Below are 23,387 nucleotides of genomic sequence, written 5' to 3' on the forward strand. Positions count from 1 at the left end.
CTGTGCCTCTACCTGTACGCAGTACGGGGCTTCTGACCCATGTGGACCCTCGCACGCAGCCGCGGCCGACAGCGGCGCCTTGAATGGAGCCTGCTGGCCATCGTTCTGCTGACGCTGGTGGCGTGGCTCAGCCCGCCCGCCAGCCTGGGCCGGATGAACCACCTGGTCCAGGACGCGGGCCTGCGCCTGCTGTCGCGCCCCGCGCACCCCGACATCGTGATCGTCGCCATCGACGACCGCAGCATCGCCACCATCGGCCGGTGGCCCTGGCGCCGCGCGCTGCATGCGGAACTGGTCTCGCGCATCTCGGCGCAGGCCCCGCGCGCCATTGGCATGGACGTACTCTTCAGCGAAGAAGACCAGGACTATCCCGAAGACGATGCGCTGCTGGCCGACGCCGTGGCGCGCAGCGGCCGCGTGGTGCTGCCCATGCTGCGGCGCGGCCATGGCCCCGCGGCCAGCCAGGCCGAACTGCCGTGGCCGCCCCTGGCCGAGGCGGCGGCCCGGCTGGGGCATGTGCATGTGGATCCCGACACCGACGGCGTGGTGCGCAGCTTCTATCTGGCCGAAGGCCCCGGCGCAGCGTCCTGGCCCCACTTCAGCACGGCGCTGTACTGCGTGGGCCAGCCCGAGGCCCCCGGCTGCGCCCTGCCTGCGACACCCCCAGCCGCAGCCAGCACCGGCGCGTGGCAGCGGCAGGACCGCACGCTGATCGCCTATGCCGGCGGGCCGGGGCATTTCGCCACCTATTCCTACATCGACGTTCTGCGCGGCCAGGTGCCGGCAGACGCATTTCGCGGCAAGTACGTGCTGGTGGGCGCTGCGGCATCGGGGCTTGGCGACATGTTTGCCACGCCCGTGAGCCAGCAATCGCGGCTGATGCCGGGCGTGGAGGTGGTGGCCCATGTGCTCGACAGCCGGCTTTCGGGCGTCGGCATACGGCCCGCCGGGCCTGTGGCCAACACCCTCTTCAACCTGGTGCCCGTGGCATGTGCGCTCCTCGCACTGCTGTTGGCCGGCCCGTTCGTCGCGCTGCTCACCAGCGCCCTGCTGGCTGTGGGCACCCTGCTGCTGGGCGTGGCCCTGCCCTGGTGGCTGGGCGTGCACGTGGCCCCTGCAGCGGCCCTGGTGGGCCTGGTGCTCGCCTATCCGCTATGGAGCTGGCGGCGCCTGAGCGCCGCCGCACAGTTCCTGCGGCAGGAGATGGAGCGGTTGCAGCGAGACGGGCTGTCACTGCGGCTGGCAGGCAGCGCCGGGGATGGCGGCGACTTCCTGGAAAAGCGCATCAACGCCGTGGAGCGGGCGTCGCGCCAACTGCGCGACCTGCACCACTTCGTGAGCGAGAGCCTGCAGCAACTGCCCTCGCCCACCATCGTTTGCGACCCCGAAGGCCGCATCCTGCTCACCAACATGGCCGCCCGCAGGCACGTGGGCGGAGATGCCGCACTGCCGCTGCAAGGGCAGTCGGTGGCGGACCTGCTGCACGACCTGGTGCACACGCGCACCGGCCAGACCCTGGTCACCGCCGAGAGCCTGCGCCGAGGGGATATGCCCGAGCAAAGCGAAGGCCACGACGCACGCGGGCGCAGCCTGCTGGTGCAGTGCAAGCGCTTCACCGACCTGGCCAAGGCGGGCTGGCTGATCACGCTGGTGGACCTGACCGAAATGCGGCACGCGCAGCAGCAGCGCGACCAGGCGATGAACTTCATCTCGCACGACATCCGTGCACCCAACGCGTCGATCCTCACCCTGCTGGAGATGCAACGCGCCTACCCCGGCCGCATGGCGGACGAAGAGATGTTGCGGCGCATCGAGCGCTATGCGCGCACCTCGCTGGGCATGGCGGAGAACTTCGTGCACCTGGCCAGCGCGCAGTCGCAGGAGTACCGCATGGCGCCGCTGGACCTGGTGGCGATGCTGGCAGAGACGGTGGACGACACCTGGGCCCTGGCGCGCGACGGCGGTGTGGACGTGCTCATCACGACCACACCCGACACCGCGCCCACGCTCGGGGACCGGTCGCTGCTGGGCCGCGCCCTCACCAACGTGCTGCACAACGCCATCAAGTTCAGCCCTGCGGGCAGCGCCGTGCAATGCGCCATCACGCCGCGGGGCACCCGGTGGGTGGTATCGGTACGGGACCAGGGGCCGGGCATCGCGCCGCAGATGCAAGGCCAGCTGTTCGCCCCTTTCCAACGCCTGCACGACCGCAGCCATCCTGCGGTGAGCGGCGTGGGCCTGGGCCTGGCGCTGGTGCACACCGTGGTGCAGCGCCACGGCGGTACGCTGGAGGTGGACAGCGACGTGGGTCGCGGCGCCGAGTTTCGGCTGGTGCTGGCGGGCCTTGCGGAGTCTCCCGCCACCGATTGACGCGCGGAATCCAAAATGCTATTTAATTTATAGCAAACAAACCTTCACTGGAAAGCGGTAGCGGCATATTTGACACCATGCTGCGTGCCGCCACCCCACCCGTTGCGCACCGTGTCCATGCTGGCCCCGGAGGACGGCCACCCGACACTCAGGGCCCTGGGGCTGCCTGTGGCGATGTCTTGAGTGCCTGGCTGCGCAGCGCGAACCGCGCGGCCCATTCAGACACCGGCATGAAGCTCGGATCGGTGCGCACCACGCGCTCGGTCTGCGCCCAGATGGCCTCGTCGTCCTGGTCCAGGTCCAGCGGGTCGCCATGGGGCTGGCTCACGTACCACGGGGTATCGAGGTACACCTCCACCGTGTTGTCTTCGGGGTCCATGCAGTAGATGGAGATGGCGTTGCCGTGGTTGAGCCCCCGCATCCTGGTCGCGCCCAGCGCCAGGGCCCGGCGGCGCGCCTCGCGCAGGTGGTCCAGGGTCTGGACCTTGAAGGACAGCTGCATCACCGTGCTGGGCGCATCGGCGCCGCGCCCGCCGGCCAGCACCAGCTGGTGGTGCTGGTCGTCGCGGCCGCTCAGGAACACGATCTCGAAGCGGAAGGTCACGCCCTCGCCCCGGTCGGTCTCCTGCATGTCGAACACGCCGGTGTAGAAGCGTTTCATGACCTCCAGGTCGCGGCAGAAGATGCCACAGTGCGAGAGGTTCGCGGTGTAGGGGGTGCTCATGGTGACGGGCTCCACACAGTTCAGGGAACAAGGACCAGCTTGCCCAGCGTGCCACCGCTGTCCAGCAGCTCATGGGCCTGGCGGGCCTGCGCCAGCGGCAGGCGCATGGCGCGCGGTGCGCGCACCTGGCCGCTGGCCATGAGCGCAATGGCCTGCTCCATCAGGCCGCGGCGCTGCGTGACGTCGGCATCCACCGCGTGAATGGAGAAAGTCCGGATGGCCAGGCTCCTGGCCAGCAGCTTGCGCAGTTCGTCGAACACGTCGGCAGACGGCGGACCCGCAAGGATGTTGTACGACACCGCCATGCCCGACGGGGCAAGCGATCGCAGGCAGGCGATGAACAGCGCCGCGCCCACATGGTCGAACGCCAGGTCCACGCCCCGGCCGCCGGTGAGCTCCATCACGCGTTGCGGCAAGGCCTGTACATCGCCGTCGACCAGGTCGGTGACGCCGTTCTCCAGGGCAAAGGCCTGCTTTTGCGGCGTGGACGCGGTACCGATCACCCGCAGCCCGCGCGACCGCGCCACCTGCGACAGCGCCGTGGCCACACCGCCGGCCGCGCCCGGCACAAGGATGGCCTGCGCCGGCAGGTTGCCGTTGCTGGCCAGCAGCGCCAGCGCGAGCTGGAAGTTGCCCAGGCTCACTGCGTCGTCGAACGCAATGCTCTGCGGCAGCACGAAAGGCACGGCCTCGGCCACGCAGATCGCCTGCACGTAGCAGCCGCCGCGCTGGGGCAGCTCGCGCGCGCTCACCAGCACGCGGTCACCCACGGCCAGGCGCGCCACGCCCGGGCCCACGGCGTCCACCACGCCTGCCAGCTCATTGCCGGGCACGGCGGGCAGCGGCGGCATCCACTTGTAGGTGCCGTTGCGGATCAGCACGTCCGGGCCGCCCGCGCCGATGGCGTGCGCCCGCACGCGCACTTCGCCCGGGCCCGGCCGAGGCTCGGGCAGGTCGACCAGCGACAGGACCTCGGGCCCGCCGATGACCTGCAACTGCACGGCCTTCATCGTCGTGTTCGCCATGGTGGTGCCTGCCATGTTCAGCGCTGCCCGTCGTGCACGGAGACTTGCTCGCGTGTGAGGCCGCCCAGGCGGGAGTGGATCCGGCCACCGTCGGCCATCACCAGCGCGAACAGGATTTCATCGGGGCGCGGCGCGTCCTGGATGCCGACCTCCGTGCTGTTGTAGTGGCTGCGCACATAGGCGGCGTGGATGTAGTGCAGCGGCACCATCAGCCGGTACCCGGTGGCAGCCACCGCCTTGGCCGAGGGCACGATGGCCTTGGGCTCGCCCAGCACCTGGCGCATGGCCCAGCCGCCGGCTTCGTGCCACACCGCCCCGTGTTCCAGCTCGCCATTGACGCCGACGATGGCGGCCTTGCTGTAGGCCTGCACATTCTCCTTGCCCAGGGTGTCCACCAGCTCCTGCGCGAGCACGGTGCCCAGGCCGCGCAGCTCGGCCATGAAGGGGAGCAGGTCGGGCTCGTAGCGGCCGGCGTAGGGGTTGCGGATCACCGCGCAGGCCGACGCCACGCGCAGCGGCGTGTCCGCTGGCGGGCCGCCTTCGTGGTGGATGGTCTCGATGGTGAGGCTGCGTTTGCGGATAGCGATCAGTGTCATGCGGACGGTCTTTCAGTGAATGCGTTCAGTTCATTGTTTCGGAATCTTGGCATCGGCCACCACCTGCTGCCATTTCTCGAGCTCGTGGCTGACCATGGCCTTCATTTCCTCGGGCGTGCTGCCGCGCGCCTCGCCGCCCATGTCCTCCAGGCGCTGGCGCACGGCCGGTGCCTGCAGGGCGCGCAGGGTTTCGGCATGGAGCCGGTCCACCACGGGCCGGGGCGTGCCGGCGGGTGCCATCAGGCCCGCCCACGAGCGGACGTCGTAGCCCCCCACGCCCTGCTCCATCACGGTGGGTACATGGGCCAGGCCCGGCCAACGCTGGGGCCCGGTGGTCGCAATGGCGCGCAGCTTGCCCGCCTGGATGTTGGACAGCACCGCCGTGGGCGGCGCGATGATGAAGGGCACGTCCCCCGCCAGCAGGGCGGTGAGGGCCGCTGCGTCGCCCCGGTAGGGCACATGCAGCAGCTGGACCCGCGCCAGCCTGGCCAGCAGCTCGCCCGCCAGGTGGTGGGTGGAGCCCACCCCCGCCGTGCCGTAGGCCACCGTGCCCGGTGCCGCCTGGGCGGCGGCCAGCACCTCGCGCAGGCCCTGCACCTTGGAGCTGGCGTTGACGACGATCAGGAACGGGAAGTAGGTGACGGTGGAGACCATCTCGAAGTCGGCCACCGACTTGTAGGGCAGCGTGTTGTACAGCGCCCCCGCCACCGCATGGCCGCCGGTGGCCAGCAGCAGGGTGTGGCCGTCCGGCCTGGCGCGTGCGACGGTGGTGGCGGCGATGGTGCCGCCCGCCCCCGACTGGGCCTCCACCACCACGGGCTGGCCCAGTGCCTTGGACATCTCCATCCCCACGGCGCGCGCAATCGCATCGGCATTGCCGCCGGGCGCAAAGCCCTGGTAGAGCTTGATGGCGCGTTCGGGATACGCCTGGGCCAGGACCGGCCGTACCGGCCAGGACAGGGCCGCCGCGCCACAGGCGGCCAGGAGGTGTCTTCTGTGCATGTTGCTTGTCTCCGATGGGCGGCGGCCGCGTGGGACCAGGCTCTGCCCGGGTGGTGGTCTGGATGGACGGGATCGGGTGGCGAGGCGACTCAGGCCTGCGCAACCACCGGGTTGCGCAGCAGGCCGACGGCCTCGATCTCCACCTCCACCACGTCGCCGGGCTTCATAAACAGCGGTGGCTTCTTGCTCCAGCCCACACCCGCAGGCGTGCCGGTGATGATCACGTCGCCAGGCACCAGGGTGAAGATGGTCGAGGCGTAGGCGATGAGGCGCGGGATGGAGAAGATCATGTGGCCCGTGTGGCTGGACTGCACCACAGCCCCGTTCAGCCGAGTCTCCAGCTTGAGCTCGCGGCCCGGCGCGATCTCATCGGCCGTCACCATCCAGGGGCCGAAGGCGCCGGTGGACTCGAAGTTCTTGCCCGACGCGATCTGCTTGGCGTGGAACTGCCACTCGCGCACGCTCGCATCGTTGTAGCAGCTGTAGCCCGCGACGTGGTTCCACGCATCGGCTTCGGCGATGTCCCGCCCCTGCTTGCCGATGACCACGGCCAGCTCGCCTTCCCAGTCCAGCGATTCCGACACGTGGGGACGCACGATGGGCCCCTGGTGCGGCGTCTGCGAGCGCCACACGCGCAGAAAGATCGGCGGCTGCTCGGACAGCTCGCGCTGCATGCCCGCGGCCAGCACCTCCTGGTGGTGGTCCATGTAGTTGCGCACTGCGCAAACGATTTTTTCCGGGCGGGGAATCACGGGCAGGAAGGCCACGTCGGCCAGCCTGGCGTCGGGCTTGAGACCCGCCACCAGCGCATCGCGCCGCGCGAAGTCGGGGCTGGCGATGAAGTCGGCCAGCGTCGCATGGCCGGTGCGCGTGGCCAGTTCGGCCACGCCATCGGCGATGACGACACCCCAGGTGTCACGGCCGGCCAGCGAGTAGGACATCAGTTTCATGGTTTTCCTTGAGCGTTTGTGAGAGACAGAAAGAGAAAGCGGCCAACGCGGCGTGCCAGACCCATCACCTTGTCCGCGTTTGGTGCGTGAAGTTATTTTTATGCACAAAACAAAATTAATGCATAGTGGTTTACACCAAGCACAAAATGGAACGCAAGGTCAGAAGTGGGTTCCAACGCTGTGGTGGCGAGGTGCGGCGGATCGTCTCCGCCAGCTTGGGGGTGCGGCTCGCGCAAGCCAACGCACCATCGGCGGACGGCCAGAAACGACAAAGCCCCGCTGGGGCGGGGCTTTGTCGTCGCGAGGGCGCTGCACCGGCAGCGCACCCCGCAGGGCGTGGGGAGGGCAGGAAGCCGAGGATCGGTCTCAGGCCCCCTGCTGGTGCTGGACCACCTGGTCGAGCACCGCCAGCACGTTGCGCTCGGTGCTCAGGATGTGCTCTTCGAGCAGCGCGCAGGCGGTGTGCGCGTCGCGCCGCAGGGTGGCGTCCATGAGCTTGCGGTGCTCGTTGGACTTGCGCCGCGAGGTCTTGCGAAAGCGCGCGGAATAGCGGCGGTAGCGCTCGGCCTGGTCGAACAGGCTGGCGCTCCAGTTGCGCAGGCGCTCCGACGGGCAGGCGCTGATCAAGGCCCGGTGGTAGGCCGTGTGCAGATCGGTCCAGCCGTCGTCGAGCACCACGGGGCCGTCGCCCAGCCGGGATTCCACCTTCTCGAGCCGGTGGTAGGCGCCGACCACCGCAGCCTCCCAGGCGTCGTCGCCATGGTCGATGGATTCGCGCAGGGCCTGCACGTCCAGCATCACGCGCATGCGGGTGATGTCGGCCAGGTCGGCCGCCGAGATTGCCGCCACCCGAAAGCCGCGCCGCTCGTCCGCACGGATCAGCCCCTCCTGGGCCAGACGGCTCAGCGCCTCGCGCAGCGGGCTGCTGGAAAAACCGTAGGCCGTCTGCAGCTCGTCGAGCTTGAGCTTGGCGCCCGCACCGTAGGTGCCGCTCAGCACATCGCGGCGCAGTTGCAGGAAAGCCTGGTCGACCAAAGGCGGCGTGCGCGTGGGTTGTTCTTTTTCATACATGATTTGAATTTTATGCATAAACTCGCGCCTTTCGAACAAGGAGCAAACCCTAGTGACTGCCGCCATCGACACCCCCATTCGCCTGGTCGCCATCTCCGGCAGCATCCGCCGCGCATCGCACTGCACGGCCGTGCTGCGCAGCCTATCGCCACTGCTGCCGGCCACGGCCACACTGGATCTGGCTGCGCTGGATGACATCCCCCTGTACAACGCCGACCTGGACGGCGACTCGCCGCCGGCCTCCGTCGCGCAGCTCAAAGCCGCCATCGCGGGTGCCGACGGGCTCGTGATCTGTTCCCCCGAATACAACTACGGCATCCCCGGCGTGCTCAAGAACGCCATCGATTGGGCCTCGCGCCCGGGCTTCGCCTCGCCGCTCAAGGGCAAGCCGGCGCTGATCATGACGGCATCGCCCGGCACCGCCGGTGGCGTGCGCGCCCAGGCCCAGATCCGCGACGCCCTGGCTGCCACGCTGGCCCGGCCGCTGGTGCGCCAGCACATCGCCATCGCCGGCGTGGCCTCGCGCATGCAGGACGGGCGCCTGACCGATGCCCCCACGCTGGATTTCATCCGTGCCGGACTGGCGGACCTGATCGAGGAGATCCGCTGGCTCAGGACTGCCAGGCCGCAGCAGGCCTGAACTGAACGTTCGCGGGCGCCGCAGGGGCCGAAGCAGCGGGCGATGGGGTCTGCACGAACCACGGCAAGAGGGCCTGCCTTTGCCGTGCACACAGGGGCGCCCTGGCTCAGAGGTAGGTGGAGGCCAGTCCCCCATCCACCGGGATGTTGGCGCCGCTCACCCAGCGCGCCGCGTCGCTGCACAGGAAGGCGATCACCGGCGCCACCTCGTCGCTGAAGGCGGGGCGCTTCATGCGGTGCGCGTCCTTCTCCACGCGGTCCTGCCCCAGCATCTGCACGAAGTCGCCCAGGATGGGGGTGAACACGGGCCCGGGGGCCACGCAGTTCATGCGCACGCCACGCTCCATGAAGATCTTTTGCGACTGGGTGACGGTCCATACGATCAGCGCCTCCTTGAAGTACTGGTAGCAGGTCTCCTGGGGCACGGGGTGCGCGGCCAGCCATGCCGCGCCCTCGTCGAAACTGGCCGTGGCACCCAGCGTGCGGTGCTGCTCCAGCCGCTGCGGCCACTCGGCGCCCAGGATGGAGGCGATGTTGACGATAGAGCCGCCTTCGCCCATGCGCTCCAGCACGCGGTGCGTGAGATGGCGCAGGCCCAGGTAGTTCACGCGGCCCACCAGTTCGGCGGGTGATGTGCCGGGCACGCCAGCGATGTTGGCCAGCGCATCCACCCGTGCGGGGAGCTGCGCCACGGCGGCATCGATGGCGGCCGCATCGCCCAGGTCCACCTGAACGAAACCGTCCAGCGTGAGCGTGGGTGCATTGCGGTCCACGCCGATCACGCGCGCGCCCTGCTGGCGGGCGAGCTTGGCGAAGTCTGCGCCAATGCCCGAGCAGCAGCCGGTGACGACGATGGTTTTGTTGTGAAGGGTCATGAGGGTTGTCTCCGGATTTTTGGTGTGGGGGCAAGCACAGGCCCTCGGTGCGGCCACGCTGCACCAAGGGCTTGCGAGGTCAGAACGGGAACGCAGGCGGCGCGTCTTTCACCGTGATCCACTGCCACTGCGTGTATTCGTCGATGTCCGCCGGCCCGCCCACGCTGCCGCCGTTGCCACCCACGCCCGGGCCGCCAAACGGGTTGGTGCACTCGTCGTTCACCGTCTGGTCGTTGATGTGGACCATGCCGGCGCGCAGCCGCTGTCCGATGGCCATAGCGCGACCCACGCTGGGGCTGATGACGGCCGCGGCCAGGCCGCCCTGGCTGGTGTTGGCCAGTTGCACCGCTTCGTCGTCGGTGCGAAAGGTGACGAGGTTGGCGACCGGACCGAACGGTTCTTCGTCGAACGCGCGGATGCCGGGCTCGACGCCCGAAAGCACCGTGGGCTGGTAGTACAGACCGTGGAAGACTCCACCGGCTTCTAGCTTTGCGCCTTGCGCGATGCTGTCCTGGATCACGCGGTCGAAACGTTCCAGTTGCTTCGCGTCGATCATCGGCCCCAGGGCCACCTGGCCGCTCGCGCCGTCGCCCACGGGCAGGTGCGTGGCCTTGCCCACCAGGCGCTGCAGGATGGCGCCCGCGATCGACTCATGCACCAGGATGCGGTTGGCCGCCATGCAGATCTGCCCTTGGTGGAACCATGCGCCGAAAGCAGCGGCGCTGGCGGCGGCGTCCGGGTCGGCATCTTCCAGGATGATGAGGTTGTTGGCCCCACCCAGCTCCAGCGACACCTTCTTGAGGTGCTGCCCCGCCAGCGCACCGATGCGCCGGCCCACGGCGGGCGAGCCGGTGAAGGCGATCATGGGCACGCGTTCGTCCACCACCAGCGCCTCGCCGGCCTCGGCATCGCCGGGCAGCACCTGCAGCAGCCCCTGGGGCAAGCCCGCCTCTTCGAACACGCGGGCCATGATGAAGCCACCGCTGGCCGGCGTGCGCGTGTCGGGCTTGAGCACCACCGCATTGCCCAGCGCCAGCGCCGGAGCCACCGAACGCAGGCCCAGGATGAGCGGAAAGTTGAAGGGCGAGATCACGCCCACCACGCCGTGCGGCACGCGCCGGGCGATGGACAGGCGCCCCGGCGCGCTGGGCAGTACCTGGCCCTGGGCCTGCAGGGGCAAGCCGGCGGCCAGGTGGCACAGGGTGATGGCCTCGCGCACCTCATGCTGGCCCTTGGCCAGGATGCCGCCGGTCTCGCGGGCGATGGCCAGCGCCAGCTCGCCGAAGTGCTGCTCGAAGACCTGGGCCGCACGGTGGAACACCGCGGCGCGCTCACGCGGGCCGAGGGCCGCCCATGCGGGCTGCGCCTGCTGCGCGCGCCCGATGGACGCCTGCATGTCCTGCGCGCTGGCAATGCCCACGCTGCTGAGCACCTGTCCTGTGGCGGGCTCGGCCACATCGCGCGACGCATTCAGCGCCGTGGCCCATCCCCCATCGAAGGCCTTGCCCGCCCACAGGCGGTTGTCCAGCAGGCCCGGTTTTTCTGAAACACCCATTGCATTGCTCCTTGGTACATGGCATTGGCCGCAACGGCGCGGCACTGGCCTTGCGGTTTGCAACGGGCGTACCCGACATGTCCGCCAAGGCGGCCGCCAGGGCCTGCCGCCCGGGTTCCGTGAGAGGGGCGGCTACGGACTTTCCCTAGGGCTGAAATACGGCGGCAGTGGTGCCCTGAGGCCCTTAAATAGTTACCATCAATAATCAAAAGAGCCAGTGCAGATTGCTCAAATGATCAATTTTTGGTGAACTCCATGATCCAACGCCGCGTGTCCCTGGCCGACCTGAAGAGGGCCCCCGCTCCCCAAGCTGATCCCGCCGCCACGCGGCGGACGCCGACGGCCGCGGACGACGCTCACGCGCTGGCGGGCTTTGACACGGCCGGGCTGGGCGCGCAGGTGCACCCCACGGTGGCGGACATCAGCGAGTGTCTGTTCTTTTCCCCGGGCGACGGCCGCATCTGGCTGCAGGACCAGCGCATGATCCTGCTGCACTCCGAGGCTCTTGGTTCGCTGCGCCGCGAGATGATCGACAGCATCGGCCTGGACAAGGCCCGCGGCCTGCTGACGCGCGCAGGCTACGTGAGCGGCGCACGCGATGCCCGCCTGGTGCGCCAGCAGTGGCCCGATGCCGACCCGCCCGCAGCCGCCATCGCCGGCACACGGCTGCACGCGCTGGAGGGCGTGGTGCAGGTCGAGGTGGTGCATGTGCGCTACGACGCCGACACCGGCGACTACGAGGGCGAATTCCTGTGGCACAACTCCAGCGAGGACGACGAGCACATCGCCGCCTACGGCGTGGGCGGCTCGCCGGCCTGCTGGATGCAGGTGGGCTACGCCACCGGCTACGTGAGCACCCTGTTCGGGCGCCTGATCGTCTTCAGGGAGGTGGAATGCCGCTCGTCCGGGTCCACGCAGTGCCGCGTGGTCGGCAAATCCGCCGAACGCTGGGACGATGTGCAGCAAGACCTCGCGTACCTGAACGCACAGGAATTCGTCGGCAGCCTGCCCGCCGCTACCGCCAACGCCCCGCGCAAGGCATTTCTGGGCACGCCCGCGGGCCGTCCGATCGCGGCCGGCCCGCACGCCGCGCCCGGCGCGCAGCAGGGGGCGTCTTCCGCCATGGTGGGGGCGTCGTCGGCCTTCAACGCAGCCTGCCACATGCTGCAGCGCGTGGCGCCGACGGCGGCCACCGTTCTGTTCACCGGCGAGTCCGGCGTGGGCAAGGAGATGTTCGCCAGCATGCTGCACCGCATCAGCCCGCGCCAGGGCAATGCCTTCGTGGCGCTCAACTGCGCGGCGATTCCGGACACGCTGGTCGAGTCGGAGCTTTTCGGCGTGGAGCGCGGCGCCTACACCGGGGCCGGGGCCTCGCGCCCGGGCCGCTTCGAGCGCGCACATGGCGGCACGCTGTTCCTCGACGAGATCGGCACGCTCAGCCTCGTCGCGCAGGGCAAGTTGCTGCGCGCGCTGCAGGAGGGGGAGGTCGAACGCGTGGGCGGCACCAGGACACTCAGCGTCGATGTGCGCGTGGTGGCCGCCACCAATGTGGACCTGCGCCAGGCCGTGCGCGCCGGGGCCTTCCGGGAGGATCTCTACTACCGCCTGAATGTGTTTCCCATCCACCTGCCGCCGCTGCGCGACCGGCGCGACGACATTCCGCTGCTGATGAGCCACTTCCTCGCCCACTACCGCCAAAAGCACCAGCGCCAGGTGCCCGGGTTCAGCCAGGCGGCCGTGAAGGCGATGTTCCACTACGCCTTTCCGGGCAACATCCGCGAGTTGCAGAACCTCATCGAGCGCAGCGTGATCCTGGCCGCCGATGGGGAGCCCATCGAGCCCCACCACCTGTTCAGCGGCGGCGAAAGGCTGGCGGACGACGTGCTGTCATTGAGGGTGGCGGCAGACCATACGGCCAGGCTGCAGGGCGGTGCAGCAGCGGCAGCGCCCGCCGCACCGTTCACGCCCGCCCCCCAGCAGATGACCGCGCACCCGCCGCTGCCGCAACCCGCAGCAGCGATGCCCCCGCTGCACGAGGCCGAGGCGCAGCTGTTGCGCCAGGCATTCCACACGGCCGGCGGCAACGTGGCCTCTGCGGCCCGGCTGCTGGGCATCAGCCGTGCCACGCTCGCCTATCGGCTGCGCAAGCTGGGCATCGCCGGGCGCCCGCGCAAGCCCTGAGGCCAGGGCGCCGGGCGAACAAGCCCGACATCCCTGCCACGCATCACTCGCGCACGTCGTCCAGCCGGTAGCCGAAGCCGCGCACCGTCTTGATGAGGGCGAGCGGATGCCCGTCATCGATCTTGGCGCGCAGGCGGCGCACGTAGACATCCACCACATTGGTCAGGGGGTCCTGGCTGGTGCCCCACACGTTCGACAGGATGCGCTCGCGGCTGTACACGCGCCCGGGCGAGTTCATGAGCAGCTCCAGCAGCGCCAGTTCCTTGGCGGTGAGCGCAATGGTCTGGCCGGCCCGGCTGGCGCTCATCCGCTCCAGATCCAGGGTGAGGTCCGCCACGTGCAGCAAGGTGGAGCGGGGCTTTTGCTCGCGGCCCCTGCGCATCAGCGCTTCGATGCGCGCCAGCAGTTCTTCAAAAGCGAAAGGCTTGGTCAGGTAATCGTCTGCGCCCAGGCGCAGGCCCTGCACCTTGTCCGCGGTGTTGCCCAGGGCGCTCAGGATCAGCACGGGCACGTGGTGCCCCTCGGCGCGCAGCGTCTGGCACAGCTCCAGGCCGCTCAGGCCCGGCAGCATCAGGTCCAGGATCAGGATGGCGGGCTCGGTGGTGCGCGCCATGGCAAGGCCGTCGGCCCCGTTGCGCGCCAGCTCGACCCGGTAGCCCTCCGCGCGCAGGCCGCGCAACAAGAAGTCAGCGACACGGGCATCGTCTTCCACGACAAGGATATTCATACGGTCACAAGGCCCATTCAGGCGCGTCGGCGGCAATGACCGGCAAGGAGATGCAAACGGTCGTGCCGCGCAAGGCGACGCTTTGCACATCGATCTGCCCGGCATGCGCATGCACGATGGACTGTGCAATCGACAAGCCGATGCCGGTGCCGTCCGCGCGGTGCGCACGCGCCCGCTGGCCGCGCACGAAGCGTTCGAACACATGGGGCAGCTCGTCCGCGTCGATGCCGATCCCGGTGTCGCTGACGACGATGGTCGCCACCGAAGGATCGGTGCGCAGCGAGACGGCCACCGACGCCCCTTCCGGCGAGTAGCGCACGGCGTTGTCCAGAACGATCATGACCGCCTGGCCCAGCCTGTCCGCATCGGCATGCACGCGCACCGGCGCTGCCGCCGCGCCGCCCAGGTCCAGCTGAACGTCGACCCGGTGGGCAGCGCCCAGTGTGCGGGCCTGGTCCACGGCCTCGGCCAGCAGCGCAGGCAGGTCGGTGGAGGTGGGCTTCATGACGAGCTGGTCCGCTTCGGCCTTGGCGATCAGCATCAGGTCGTGGATCAGGCCCGTCATCTGGTCGATGCCGCTGATGACGCGGCCCAGCGCCTGGCGGTACTCGGCGGTGGGCTTGTCCTTGCCGCGCAGGGCGATCTCGGCCTCGCCGCGGATCGCGGTGGCGGGGGTGCGCAGTTCGTGCCCGAGGTCTGCAAACAGCTGGCGGCGCCGCTCGTCCAGCTGCTTGAGGGTGTCGTGCGCAGCGCTGAGCTCGCGCGTCCGGTCGTGCACCGCCACCTCCAGGTCGTGACGGGCGGCATCGGCGGCTGCGCGGTGGCTTTGCAGCTCCCGCGCCATCGCATTGAAGCTTTGCGCCACATGGTCGAACTCGTCCCGGGAGCCGGTGGCGATGCGGTGGTCCAGTGCACCCGCCTGCAGCGCCTGCGTGCCGGCGAGCAGGCGGTCCAGCGGCTGCTGCAGGCGCCGGCTCAGGCTCAGGGCCATGACGACCGCCGCCGCCAGGGTGATGAGAGCCATGGCGATGGCCTTTTCGCGCAGGGCCGCGAGCGCACGCTCCGTGGCGGCCCGCGCCATGGGCACGGTCAGCCGCTGGCGCTCGATCGCCCCGTTGAGCACCTCGCGCAGATCTCGGCCCTTGGCCATGTCGAACACCTGGTTGATCTCTTCCCACAGCACCGCAAACTCAGCCCCGGGCTCCAGGGGGGTCAGGGGCTTGAGGCGCGCATCCACGGCCTGGATGTTGTCCTTGAGCAGCTCGGAGACGCCCACCAGCTGGTGCACCTCCTGCGGCACTGCAATGCCGTCGCGCTCGGCCAGCTCGCGCCAGAGAGTGACGTCCTGCACGGCCAGCGACTCCAGCGCAGCGGCGCTGCGCTGCATGCTGCTGATGAGCCGTTCGCGCACCTCGGGGCTGGCATCGGCGTTCATCAGGCGCTGCATGGCCCACACGCGCAGCCGCTGCTTGTTGGCCGACAGGTCCAGCAGCTCCGACAGGATGTCGCTCGCCAGGCGGCTGTGGCGCGCGTAGTCGTTCACACGGTAGGCCCCTGCGTAGACAAAGGCAGCCTGCACGCACACCAGCGCCAAAAGCGCCGCAAAGGCCAGGGACAGCCGCGTGCGAAACATCGGATGCAGCAAACGCTTCATGGGGACAGAACACTCCAGAATGCGAACGGACAGACGGGAAGGCCTGCGGCCGCTACCGCAGGCCTGTGCATTCTGCAGGCTTCACCAGGCCTTGACCGAGAACCCCGACCACAGTTCGTTCAAATCCGGGAACCGCCACTTGTCCGGGTCCTCGCGCGCCACGATCTTCTCGGTGCACCCCGGCGCCGCCAGGTCCACCAGTTCGGGCGGAATGCGCAGGTCCGACTTCGTGCTGAAGAACACCTTCACGATCGGCGTGGTGAGCGCCGCCGGCGCCTGCTCCGTCACCACCCCGATGCGCCCGGAGGTCAGCCGCACCAGCGAACCCACCGGATAGATGCCGATGCTCTTGACGAAGGCCTGGAACAGCCGCGCATCGAAGTGGTCGTTCGTCCACTCCGCCATGCGCCGCAGCGATTCGGCCGGGTCCCAGCCGCGCTTGTAGGGCCGGTCGGACGTCACGGCGTCGTACACGTCGCAGATCGCCGTCATGCGCGCGATGATGCTGATGCCTTCTCCCTTGAGCTTGTCCGGGTAGCCCGTGCCGTCCACCTTTTCGTGGTGATGCAGGCAGGCGTCCATCACCGCCTCGGGCACGCCAGAGCCTTCCTTGAGCATGTGGTAGCCCTCCACCGGGTGGCTGCGCACCACGGTGAACTCCTGGTCGGTGAGCTTGCCGGGCTTGTTGAGGACGGCCAGCGGGATCGCCGCCTTGCCCAGGTCGTGCAAGAGCCCCGCCATGCCCGCCAGGCGCTGCTGGTCGTCCTTGAGCTTGAGCTGCTTGGCCAGCGCCACCATGAGCGCGCACACCGCCACCGAGTGCATGTAGGTGTAGTCGTCCGCGGTTTTCAGGCGCGCCAGGCTGATGAGAGCGCCGGGGTTGCGCGTGACGGAGTCGGTGATCTCCTCGACCAGGCTTTGCGCGCCCGCGGCGTCCACTGCACGGCCCATGCGCGCCTCGTTGAACATGGAGACCATCGCCTCCTTGGATTGCGTGCAGATGGCGGCGGCCCGCTTGAGCTCGCTTTTCATGTCCGTGGCGGTCCGGTCGCGCTGGGGCGGCGGCGGTGGGGGCGGCAGCGTGACCTTGAGCGTGGGCAGGTCTTCCAGGCGGCTGAAGTCGGTCTCGATCTTGGCGTCGGCCTCCTCGCGCGAGACGGAAGCAGTGCCTGGCGCCACATCCAGGCCCTTGTCGGTGTCGATCCAGCACTCGTGGATGGCGGTGGACTGGATGCGGGCGAGGTCCTTGGGGTCCTTGAGCAGGAACTTGGCGCGCCAGAAGGGGTGCTCCATCCACGAGCCGCAGAACTCGTGCAAGTACATGCCCAGGGTGAGATGTTCGATTTGGATGCGCTTGAGCATGGCCGGGACCTGGGAGAAAAGATGCGCGCCTTCAGGCGGTGGCAATGGTAACCAATGGTAGCGTTTTTGGCCTGGTTGTTCGTTCGTAGAACCCTCTATTTGCGAGCATCACAATCCACAAAAATTGCACCATAACAGTGCAAAACAGCACAAGCAACTGATGTTCGCGCGGCACGCCTGCATCCGCCACCCAGTTTGGCCATGTCTCAGCCACACCATCCGGGTGAACCTGCTGCCAATTCTGCGGGGTCATGGACACGCCACGACGCCGTCATCCATGCAAAAGACAGATGGCATGAGATCAGGATTCGGCATCGGGCCACCAGGGATTCGCTCCTCTAATGGACGTTCATCCAACCCGTCAGCCAAGGACGCCCATGTTGAGAACGCATACCCCACCCGACATATTTGCCCCCATCGGCCCCTACGCCCAGGCCGTGGAAGCCATCTGCGTGAACCGCCTGCTTTTCATCAGCGGCACCATGGGCCTGGAGCCGGACGGCAGACTGGCGAAGGGCTTCGAAGCGCAAGCCCACCGCGTCTGGTCCAACATCGAGGCCACACTCGCGGCGGCCGGCATGGGCCGCGAGAATCTGGCGAAACTGACCATATGGCTGGCCAACTACGATGACTGGCGCCTGGGCGCCGACATCCGCCAGCGCTACCTGGGCGACCACAAGGTGGCGATGTCGGTGGTGCAGGTGGGGCTGGTCCACCCGGACTGGCTGATCGAAGTCGAAGCCATTGCGGTGGGGTGAGCGATGGTGGAATTCGAATTGAACGGCCGCAATGTGGCGCTGGACCTGCCGGCCGACATGCCCCTGCTGTGGGCACTGCGTGATGTGCAAGGACTGACAGGCACCAAGTTCGGCTGCGGCCTGGCGCTTTGCGGTGCGTGCACTGTCCACCTCAACGGCACGGCGATCCGCTCTTGCCAGACACCGATTTCCGCCGTGGCCGGCCAGCGCATCACCACCATCGAGGGCATTGGCGACACTGACGTGGGGCGCGCCGTGCAAAAAGCCTGGCTGGATGAATCCGTGGTGCAGTGCGGCTACTGCCAGTCGGGGCAGATCATGTCGGCATGCTCGCTGCTCAGCCAGAACGCCAAACCCACGGACGGCGACATCGACGCAGCCATGTCCGGCAACATCTGCCGCTGCGGCACCTACTCGCGCATCCGGGTGGCCATCCACCGCGCGGCCCGCGGCGGAGGCCAGGCATGAGCATCCAGAAAACAACACCACCAGCCGCCGGCCGCTCTGGCCCCTGCGAACGGTGGCGGCAGCCAGAAGACGCGGCAGCACCCGTGCTGACCCGCCGCGTACTGCTGATGGCCGGAGGATCGCTGGCCCTGGGCGTGGCGCTGCCCGGGCGACCTGCAGGCCGGCACCCCGAGGCGCTGGCAGCCATGCAGGCCCCTGCGCCCTTCGAACCCAACGCGTTCATCCGCATCGGCACCGACGACAGCGTGACGCTGACGATGGCGCGCGTCGAGATGGGCCAAGGGATCTACACCGCGCTGTCGATGCTGATCGCCGAGGAACTGGAAGTGCCGCTCTCGCGCGTCACGCTGGCCCATGCCCCGCCGGACGCAGCCCGCTATGGCAACCCGCGTGCGGGCGGCGGACAGATCACCGGCGGGTCCAACTCCATCATGGGCGCGTGGGAGCCGATGCGCGTGGCCGGCGCCACCGCGAGGGCCATGCTGGTGAGCGCCGCGGCCCAGGAATGGGGCGTGCCTGCGGCCGAATGCCAGGCGCACGAGGGCCAGGTCAGCCATCCGCCCAGCGGGCGCCGGCTTCGCTACGGCCAGCTGACCCGCAGCGCCGCACGGCTGCCCGTGTCGCAGCCGGTGGCGCTCAAGCCCCGGCACTTGTTTCGGTTGATTGGCAAACCCATCCCGCGCCTGGACGTGGCGGGCAAGGTCAACGGGTCGGCCACCTACGGCATCGATGTGCGCCTGCCCGGCATGCTCTACGCGGCGGTGGCGGCGTGTCCGGTATTCGGCGGCACGCTCGCCAGCGTGGCCGAAGCCCCAGCCCTGGCGGTGTCTGGCGTGCGCCAGGTGGTGCGAATCTCCAATGCCGTGGCCGTCATCGCCGTCCACTCCTGGGCGGCCAAGCAAGGGCTCGCTGCGCTGAAGATCGAGTGGGATCACGGCGCCGGGGCGGGCGTCTCCACCGCGCAGCTGCGCCAGGACCTGGAGCGACAGCTGGACCGCCAGGATGCCGCATCGGCGCTGTCGAAAGGCGACGTGCAAGCCGCCCTGGCAGGCGCCGCGTCGCGCCATTCGGCGGTCTACCACTCGCCGTTTCTGGCCCACGCGGCGATGGAGCCCGTCAACTGCACCGTGCACCTCACGCCGGACGGCTGCGACGTGTGGGTGGGAACGCAGGCGCCCATCCGCGCGCGCGATGCCGCAGTGAAGGCATCGGCGCTGCCGGCCGACAAGATCCGCATCCACAACCACCTGCTGGGCGGCGGCTTTGGACGCCGGCTGGAGGCGGACTATGTGGAGCAGTCCGTGGCGCTAGCGCGCACGGTGCAGGGCCCCGTGCAGTTCATCTGGTCACGCGAAGAGGACATCCAGCACGACATCCTGCGGCCCATGTACGCCGACAGGTTGAGTGCGGCGCTGGACGCGCAGGGCCGGCCCGCGGCCATCACCCATCGGGTAGTGGGATCGTCCATCCTCGCGCGGGTCGCTCCGGGCGCTGTTCGCAATGGCCTGGATGGCGATGCGGTGGAAGCAGGTCTTGGGCCCTACACATGGCATGCTGCCCAGCTCGACTATGTGCGCCATGAGCCCATGCCGGGGTTGGCCACGGGCTGGTGGCGCGGGGTGGGCCCCACACACAACTGCTTCGTGATCGAGAGCTTTGTGGATGAACTGGCCGCCCTGTCGCGCCAGGACCCCGTGGCCTATCGCCTGGCACTGCTGTCCCCAGGGTCCCGCGCGCGGGCCGTGCTGGAACTGGTGGCGCTGAAGTCGGGGTGGGCTAAGCCGCTGCCTGCAGCAAACGCCGAGGGCTCCCGCAGGGGCCGGGGCGTTGCAGTGCTGTCGGCATTTGGCAGCTTCATGGCTCAGGTGGCCGAAGTCACCGTGGACGCCGCAGGCGAGATTCGCGTGGACCGCGTGGTATGTGCCGTCGACTGCGGGATGGTCGTCAACCCGGACACCGTCCATGCGCAAGTGGACGGCAGCATCCAGTTTGGCGTGACGGCAGCGCTGTGGGGCGAGATCACGCTGCAGGGCGGCCGTGTGGAGCAGAGCAATTTCCACGACTACCGCGTGCTTCGGCTGTCCGAGGCACCGCAGGTGGATGTACACGTGCTGCAGAGCGACGAGCCGCCCGGGGGCATCGGGGAGCCGGGCACGTCCGCGGTGATCGCGGCGGTGGCCAATGCGGTGCACGCTGCCGTAGGGCACCGTGCGCGCAGTCTGCCCCTGCGGCCGGGCTCCGCTTGAGGTACTGTACCGCCCATCGATCCCGATTGCCTGCCCAGCCCCGGCAGCAGAGCCTATGAGCGACATCACCCTTGCAGCCTTGCAGGCCTTTCGGGCCGTGGCCCGATGCGGCAGCTTTACCGCTGCGGCCAGTGACTTGGCATGTTCACAATCCGCCATCAGCAGGCACATCGCGTCGCTGGAACGCAGTACGCAGCAGACGCTCGTCTTGCGGGGGCACCGGCGCGCAGAGCTGACGCCCGCAGGCGAGATCTACCTCGAGACGGTGCACCGTGCGCTGCAAGAGTTGGCGCGCGGCGCAGCGCAGCTGGCAAGCACCTCGGCCCTGAGATCGCGCACCGTCAAGATCCTGGCCATGCCGTCGTTTGCCTCCCGCTGGCTGATCCCGCGCCTGGCCCGGCTGCATGTGGCGGGGATCGATGCAGAGATCGACCTGGCCACTTCGATTTGGGATGCAGACTTTCGCAAGGAACGTTTCGATATCGGAATCCACTACGGCGATGGATCGCTGCCGGGATCCCACCTGCTCATGCACGACAGCCTGGTGCCGGTGATATCGGCACAGCTCGCGGCCGAACGGCCGATTCGCACGTTGGGCGACCTGCAGCGCTTTCCATGGCTGCACGACTCGCTGCGGGCCGGCAAGTGGCAGCAGTGGCTGTCTGCCTGCAACGCGACGCATCTGTCAGGCGCCAGGAACATGCGGTTGCAGGGCACGGAGACAACCCTCACGGCCGCTGTGGCCGCCGTAGGCATCGCCATAGGCCATGACACACTCATCGCGCACGACGTGATGCAGGGCAGACTGGTGGAGGCATGGCCTTTCTACCTGCCCATGGCGGCCGGATACCACCTCGTTGTGCCACAACGCAGCAAAACCAGCCCCCACGTGAAAGCTGTGGTGGACTGGATGCTCAGCGAGGCCGGATCCTTCCGCGACGCTGCGGGGTCGTGGCGCCGGCTTGCGGGTCTCTGAAGCGCAGGGATTCAGCGCAGTGGCGCGGCGCGTGGCACTGTGAACCAGCCGGGGCATCTGGCTCGCGCATGCCGGTGTGGTGCGGGGGCGCCAGATCGGCGGCCCACCCGCACATTCGTTCAGAACTTGGTGGCCTTGATGTCTGCCTTGGCCTTGTCGTAGTCGGCCTTGGCCTGCTTTTCACACGCGTTCTTGGCGTCGCCGGTCTGGTCGTCGCACTTTTCCTTGGCTACGTCATGCGCGCCCTCCGCCTTGGCCTCTGCCACCTTGCGGGCATGGGCGGGGCTGGGCTTGTACTGTTGCTCCAGCTCGGCCTTGGCAATCTTCTCCTTGGCTTCGGCCTCTTCCTCGCACACATCCTTGGCGTTGGCCTTCAGAGTGTCGCATTGCACCTTCTGCGATTTGTAGTCCGCTTCGATCTTGTTCTTTTCTGCCTTGTACTGGTCGCTTGTCAAAGCGTGTGCGCCCGTGGAGGCAAGAAACCCGGCAGCGATGGCCACGGCGATGAGGTTGGTTTTCATGGAATCTCCTTGAATGAAAGACAAAGCAATGTCGCCGCCTGGGGCGCTGGCCCGCCGTAGGCCATGGTTGACGAAAAAGGTCGGCGGCGACCTGACAGCAGTCTCAGCCTCGGTTGCCTCAATCCGTCCCCACTGTCGTCCCAACCCTTTTGCCTGACCCACGCGACGCGCGACCCAGCATCCCTTCGTTGTAATTGGCTGTAATCGCTTTGATCGCGGCCTCTGCCTACAGTCGCTTCACTGCCTGAGCAATGGCAGCAAGAAGCCCCCAGCGACAGGACATCAGGCAGGAGTTCCTCATGGATATCAAGCTGCGATTCATCAATCGATCTCTCGACGGCAACAGGTCGGAGGTGGTGATCTATCAGAAGAACCAGGCGCCCAACATGGCTTCGCTGGCCATGGCCTGGAAGGTCATCCGCTTCTGCGGCCGTGATTGTTTTCATCCGTTTGCCTATCCGGTGGGCTTCGAGGTGTGTGTGGTCGACGGATACGGCAACTTCTCGCCCCGCGTTCGCGCTGAAAACGGTCAGCTGCTCAAGCTGCAGTCGACCCCGTCAGGGTCCCGGCGCCTGGTGCGATCCGGCGCCGCCAGCGCCTCCAATGAAGTCGACGTGCTCAATGACCTGGACCAAGGCGCCATGAACGTCTGCGTCTTCAAGGACGGCCGGATGGTGGGCGCGAAGAACGCCGTGGTGCCCGGCCAGAAGGCGGTCTTCCAGTATCCGCCCGTGCTCTGGATCGGCGTGGCGTCCCAGATCGCACAGGGAGACGCGATCAGCTCCGCCGTGATGAGCAGTGCCGACACGGAGCTATCGCTGCTGGGTGTCGCCAGCGCAGACATCGTGATGTCCGGCGGCGGCCCGGGCGAGGGCTCGACCCCCTACGAATTCAACCTCGACAGCATCGTCCGGATCTGAACGCTGCGGCAGATCCAGGCACACAAGGTTCGCCTTGCCGGCCGAGAGGCCGTCGGGGCCAACAGGCAACGCGCGGTGTGTTGCCACCACTTCCACCAACAGGAGAAAACTCATGGGCGTACAACTGAATTTCATCAACAACTCCAACGACACCAACAACTCGGAGATCGTCGTCTTCCAAAAGAACGTGGCCACCGACTTCGACGAACTGGCGGTGGCCTGGCAGGTCATCAAATACTGCGGTCAGGGCGACAACCACCCGTTCACCTTCCCCATGACCATGCAGGTCGGGGCCAGCGACAGCTACGGCAACTACACGCCGCAGCTGGACGCGCAAAACGGCCAGCTGTTCCAGATGTCGCTGACCACTTCCGGCGACCGCCTGGTGGCCGCCGGCAGCGGCACCAGCTCCCGCGAGGTGCAGGTGCTCAATTCGCTGCCCAAGGGCGCGATCAATGCGAGCTGCTACAAGGACGGCAAGCTGCTGGCCACCAAGACCTCCATCGCCCCGCAGCAAAAGGCGGTGTTCGAGTTCAAGCCTACCATCTGGATCGGTGTGGCGTCGCAGGTGGTGCAGGGCCAGGTCATGAACTCGGCCATCATCTCCAACATCAACACCGAGCTGTCGCTGCTGGGCATCGCCAGCGCCGACATCGTGATGACCGGTGGTGGCCCTGGCGCCAACTCCACGCCGTTCGCGTTCAACCTCGAAAACATCGTGATGTGCTGAAGCCACGCGTCGGCGTGGGGCACCCGGGTGCCCTGCG

The 23,387-nt window shown here is 68.2% G+C and carries 22 protein-coding genes; 9 read left to right on the forward strand and 13 right to left on the reverse strand.

Annotation, left to right across the window (positions count from 1 at the left end; all coding sequences use genetic code 11):
• Positions 1-39: 39 nt before the first annotated feature.
• Complete coding sequence (locus ACSQ3D_RS09915; RefSeq protein ID WP_436126772.1) at positions 40-2,370, forward strand: CHASE2 domain-containing protein; 2,331 nt, start codon at positions 40-42, stop codon at positions 2,368-2,370.
• A gap of 148 nt (positions 2,371-2,518) precedes the next feature.
• Here ACSQ3D_RS09915 and ACSQ3D_RS09920 read toward each other — a convergent pair whose 3' ends face one another.
• From ACSQ3D_RS09920 to ACSQ3D_RS09945, 6 genes are all read right to left on the reverse strand, one after another.
• Complete coding sequence (locus ACSQ3D_RS09920) at positions 2,519-3,094, reverse strand: VOC family protein (RefSeq protein ID WP_056416450.1); 576 nt, start codon at positions 3,092-3,094, stop codon at positions 2,519-2,521.
• Positions 3,095-3,114: 20 nt separating this feature from the next.
• On the reverse strand, positions 3,115-4,119 hold the full coding sequence (locus ACSQ3D_RS09925) for a zinc-dependent alcohol dehydrogenase family protein (RefSeq protein ID WP_436126773.1): 1,005 nt from the start codon (positions 4,117-4,119) through the stop codon (positions 3,115-3,117).
• Between the two features lie 17 nt (positions 4,120-4,136).
• The gene (locus tag ACSQ3D_RS09930) at positions 4,137-4,715 is read right to left on the reverse strand and encodes an amino acid synthesis family protein (protein ID WP_436126774.1); all 579 of its coding nucleotides are present in this window, start codon (positions 4,713-4,715) and stop codon (positions 4,137-4,139) included.
• 30 nt (positions 4,716-4,745) lie between these two features.
• Positions 4,746-5,717 (reverse strand): tripartite tricarboxylate transporter substrate binding protein, encoded by a 972-nt coding sequence (locus ACSQ3D_RS09935; protein ID WP_436126775.1) that lies wholly within the window; start codon positions 5,715-5,717, stop codon positions 4,746-4,748.
• Between the two features lie 89 nt (positions 5,718-5,806).
• Positions 5,807-6,667 carry a fumarylacetoacetate hydrolase family protein gene (locus ACSQ3D_RS09940; protein WP_056416459.1) on the reverse strand — a complete coding sequence of 287 codons (861 nt, stop codon included), beginning with the start codon at positions 6,665-6,667 and terminating at the stop codon, positions 5,807-5,809.
• A 366-nt stretch (positions 6,668-7,033) separates the two neighbouring features.
• Positions 7,034-7,756: a GntR family transcriptional regulator gene (locus tag ACSQ3D_RS09945; RefSeq protein WP_436126776.1), complete on the reverse strand. Its 723-nt coding sequence runs from the start codon at positions 7,754-7,756 to the stop codon at positions 7,034-7,036.
• Between the two features lie 34 nt (positions 7,757-7,790).
• Here ACSQ3D_RS09945 and ACSQ3D_RS09950 point away from each other — a divergent pair, with 34 nt between their 5' ends.
• Positions 7,791-8,378, forward strand: a complete 588-nt coding sequence (locus ACSQ3D_RS09950; RefSeq protein WP_082485880.1) for an NADPH-dependent FMN reductase — start codon at positions 7,791-7,793, stop codon at positions 8,376-8,378.
• A 106-nt stretch (positions 8,379-8,484) separates the two neighbouring features.
• On the opposite strand, the gene ACSQ3D_RS09955 is transcribed toward ACSQ3D_RS09950, so the two are convergent.
• Together ACSQ3D_RS09955 and ACSQ3D_RS09960 are read right to left on the reverse strand one after the other, a co-directional pair.
• Entirely contained in the window at positions 8,485-9,252 is a 768-nt protein-coding gene (locus tag ACSQ3D_RS09955) for a coniferyl-alcohol dehydrogenase (RefSeq protein WP_436126777.1), read from the reverse strand.
• Positions 9,253-9,331: 79 nt separating this feature from the next.
• Positions 9,332-10,807, reverse strand: coding sequence for a benzaldehyde dehydrogenase (locus tag ACSQ3D_RS09960; protein WP_396503746.1), 1,476 nt, complete (start codon positions 10,805-10,807; stop codon positions 9,332-9,334).
• Positions 10,808-11,062: 255 nt separating this feature from the next.
• Here ACSQ3D_RS09960 and ACSQ3D_RS09965 point away from each other — a divergent pair, with 255 nt between their 5' ends.
• Positions 11,063-12,988 carry a sigma 54-interacting transcriptional regulator gene (locus tag ACSQ3D_RS09965; RefSeq protein ID WP_436126778.1) on the forward strand — a complete coding sequence of 642 codons (1,926 nt, stop codon included), beginning with the start codon at positions 11,063-11,065 and terminating at the stop codon, positions 12,986-12,988.
• Between the two features lie 43 nt (positions 12,989-13,031).
• Here ACSQ3D_RS09965 and ACSQ3D_RS09970 read toward each other — a convergent pair whose 3' ends face one another.
• The 4 genes from ACSQ3D_RS09970 to ACSQ3D_RS09985 form a co-directional block, all read right to left on the reverse strand.
• Positions 13,032-13,715, reverse strand: coding sequence for a response regulator transcription factor (locus ACSQ3D_RS09970; RefSeq protein WP_056416473.1), 684 nt, complete (start codon positions 13,713-13,715; stop codon positions 13,032-13,034).
• 4 nt (positions 13,716-13,719) lie between these two features.
• Complete coding sequence (locus ACSQ3D_RS09975; RefSeq protein WP_436127196.1) at positions 13,720-15,348, reverse strand: ATP-binding protein; 1,629 nt, start codon at positions 15,346-15,348, stop codon at positions 13,720-13,722.
• Positions 15,349-15,450: 102 nt separating this feature from the next.
• Positions 15,451-16,731: an HD-GYP domain-containing protein gene (locus ACSQ3D_RS09980; protein WP_056416476.1), complete on the reverse strand. Its 1,281-nt coding sequence runs from the start codon at positions 16,729-16,731 to the stop codon at positions 15,451-15,453.
• A 31-nt stretch (positions 16,732-16,762) separates the two neighbouring features.
• Positions 16,763-16,984, reverse strand: a complete 222-nt coding sequence (locus ACSQ3D_RS09985) for a hypothetical protein (protein ID WP_436126779.1) — start codon at positions 16,982-16,984, stop codon at positions 16,763-16,765.
• Between the two features lie 124 nt (positions 16,985-17,108).
• Between ACSQ3D_RS09985 and ACSQ3D_RS09990 the strand changes: the two genes are divergently transcribed.
• Genes ACSQ3D_RS09990 through ACSQ3D_RS10005 form a run of 4 tightly spaced genes read left to right on the forward strand, consistent with a single transcriptional unit; the run spans position 17,109 to position 21,179 of the window.
• Complete coding sequence (locus tag ACSQ3D_RS09990; protein ID WP_436126780.1) at positions 17,109-17,489, forward strand: RidA family protein; 381 nt, start codon at positions 17,109-17,111, stop codon at positions 17,487-17,489.
• A 3-nt stretch (positions 17,490-17,492) separates the two neighbouring features.
• Positions 17,493-17,957 (forward strand): (2Fe-2S)-binding protein, encoded by a 465-nt coding sequence (locus tag ACSQ3D_RS09995; protein WP_436126781.1) that lies wholly within the window; start codon positions 17,493-17,495, stop codon positions 17,955-17,957.
• Positions 17,954-20,203, forward strand: coding sequence for a molybdopterin cofactor-binding domain-containing protein (locus ACSQ3D_RS10000; protein ID WP_436126782.1), 2,250 nt, complete (start codon positions 17,954-17,956; stop codon positions 20,201-20,203). Before ACSQ3D_RS09995 ends, ACSQ3D_RS10000 begins: the two co-directional genes overlap by 4 nt.
• Positions 20,204-20,258: 55 nt before the next feature.
• The gene (locus ACSQ3D_RS10005; protein WP_056416491.1) at positions 20,259-21,179 is read left to right on the forward strand and encodes a LysR substrate-binding domain-containing protein; all 921 of its coding nucleotides are present in this window, start codon (positions 20,259-20,261) and stop codon (positions 21,177-21,179) included.
• A 119-nt stretch (positions 21,180-21,298) separates the two neighbouring features.
• Here ACSQ3D_RS10005 and ACSQ3D_RS10010 read toward each other — a convergent pair whose 3' ends face one another.
• Positions 21,299-21,700 (reverse strand): hypothetical protein, encoded by a 402-nt coding sequence (locus tag ACSQ3D_RS10010; protein WP_396503751.1) that lies wholly within the window; start codon positions 21,698-21,700, stop codon positions 21,299-21,301.
• Between the two features lie 299 nt (positions 21,701-21,999).
• Here ACSQ3D_RS10010 and ACSQ3D_RS10015 point away from each other — a divergent pair, with 299 nt between their 5' ends.
• Complete coding sequence (locus ACSQ3D_RS10015; protein WP_436126783.1) at positions 22,000-22,620, forward strand: hypothetical protein; 621 nt, start codon at positions 22,000-22,002, stop codon at positions 22,618-22,620.
• Between the two features lie 112 nt (positions 22,621-22,732).
• Entirely contained in the window at positions 22,733-23,350 is a 618-nt protein-coding gene (locus ACSQ3D_RS10020; RefSeq protein WP_056416501.1) for a hypothetical protein, read from the forward strand.
• Positions 23,351-23,387: the final 37 nt, after the last annotated feature.

Source organism: Acidovorax sp. LjRoot117, assembly GCF_964252695.1.
GTDB lineage: Bacteria > Pseudomonadota > Gammaproteobacteria > Burkholderiales > Burkholderiaceae_C > Acidovorax.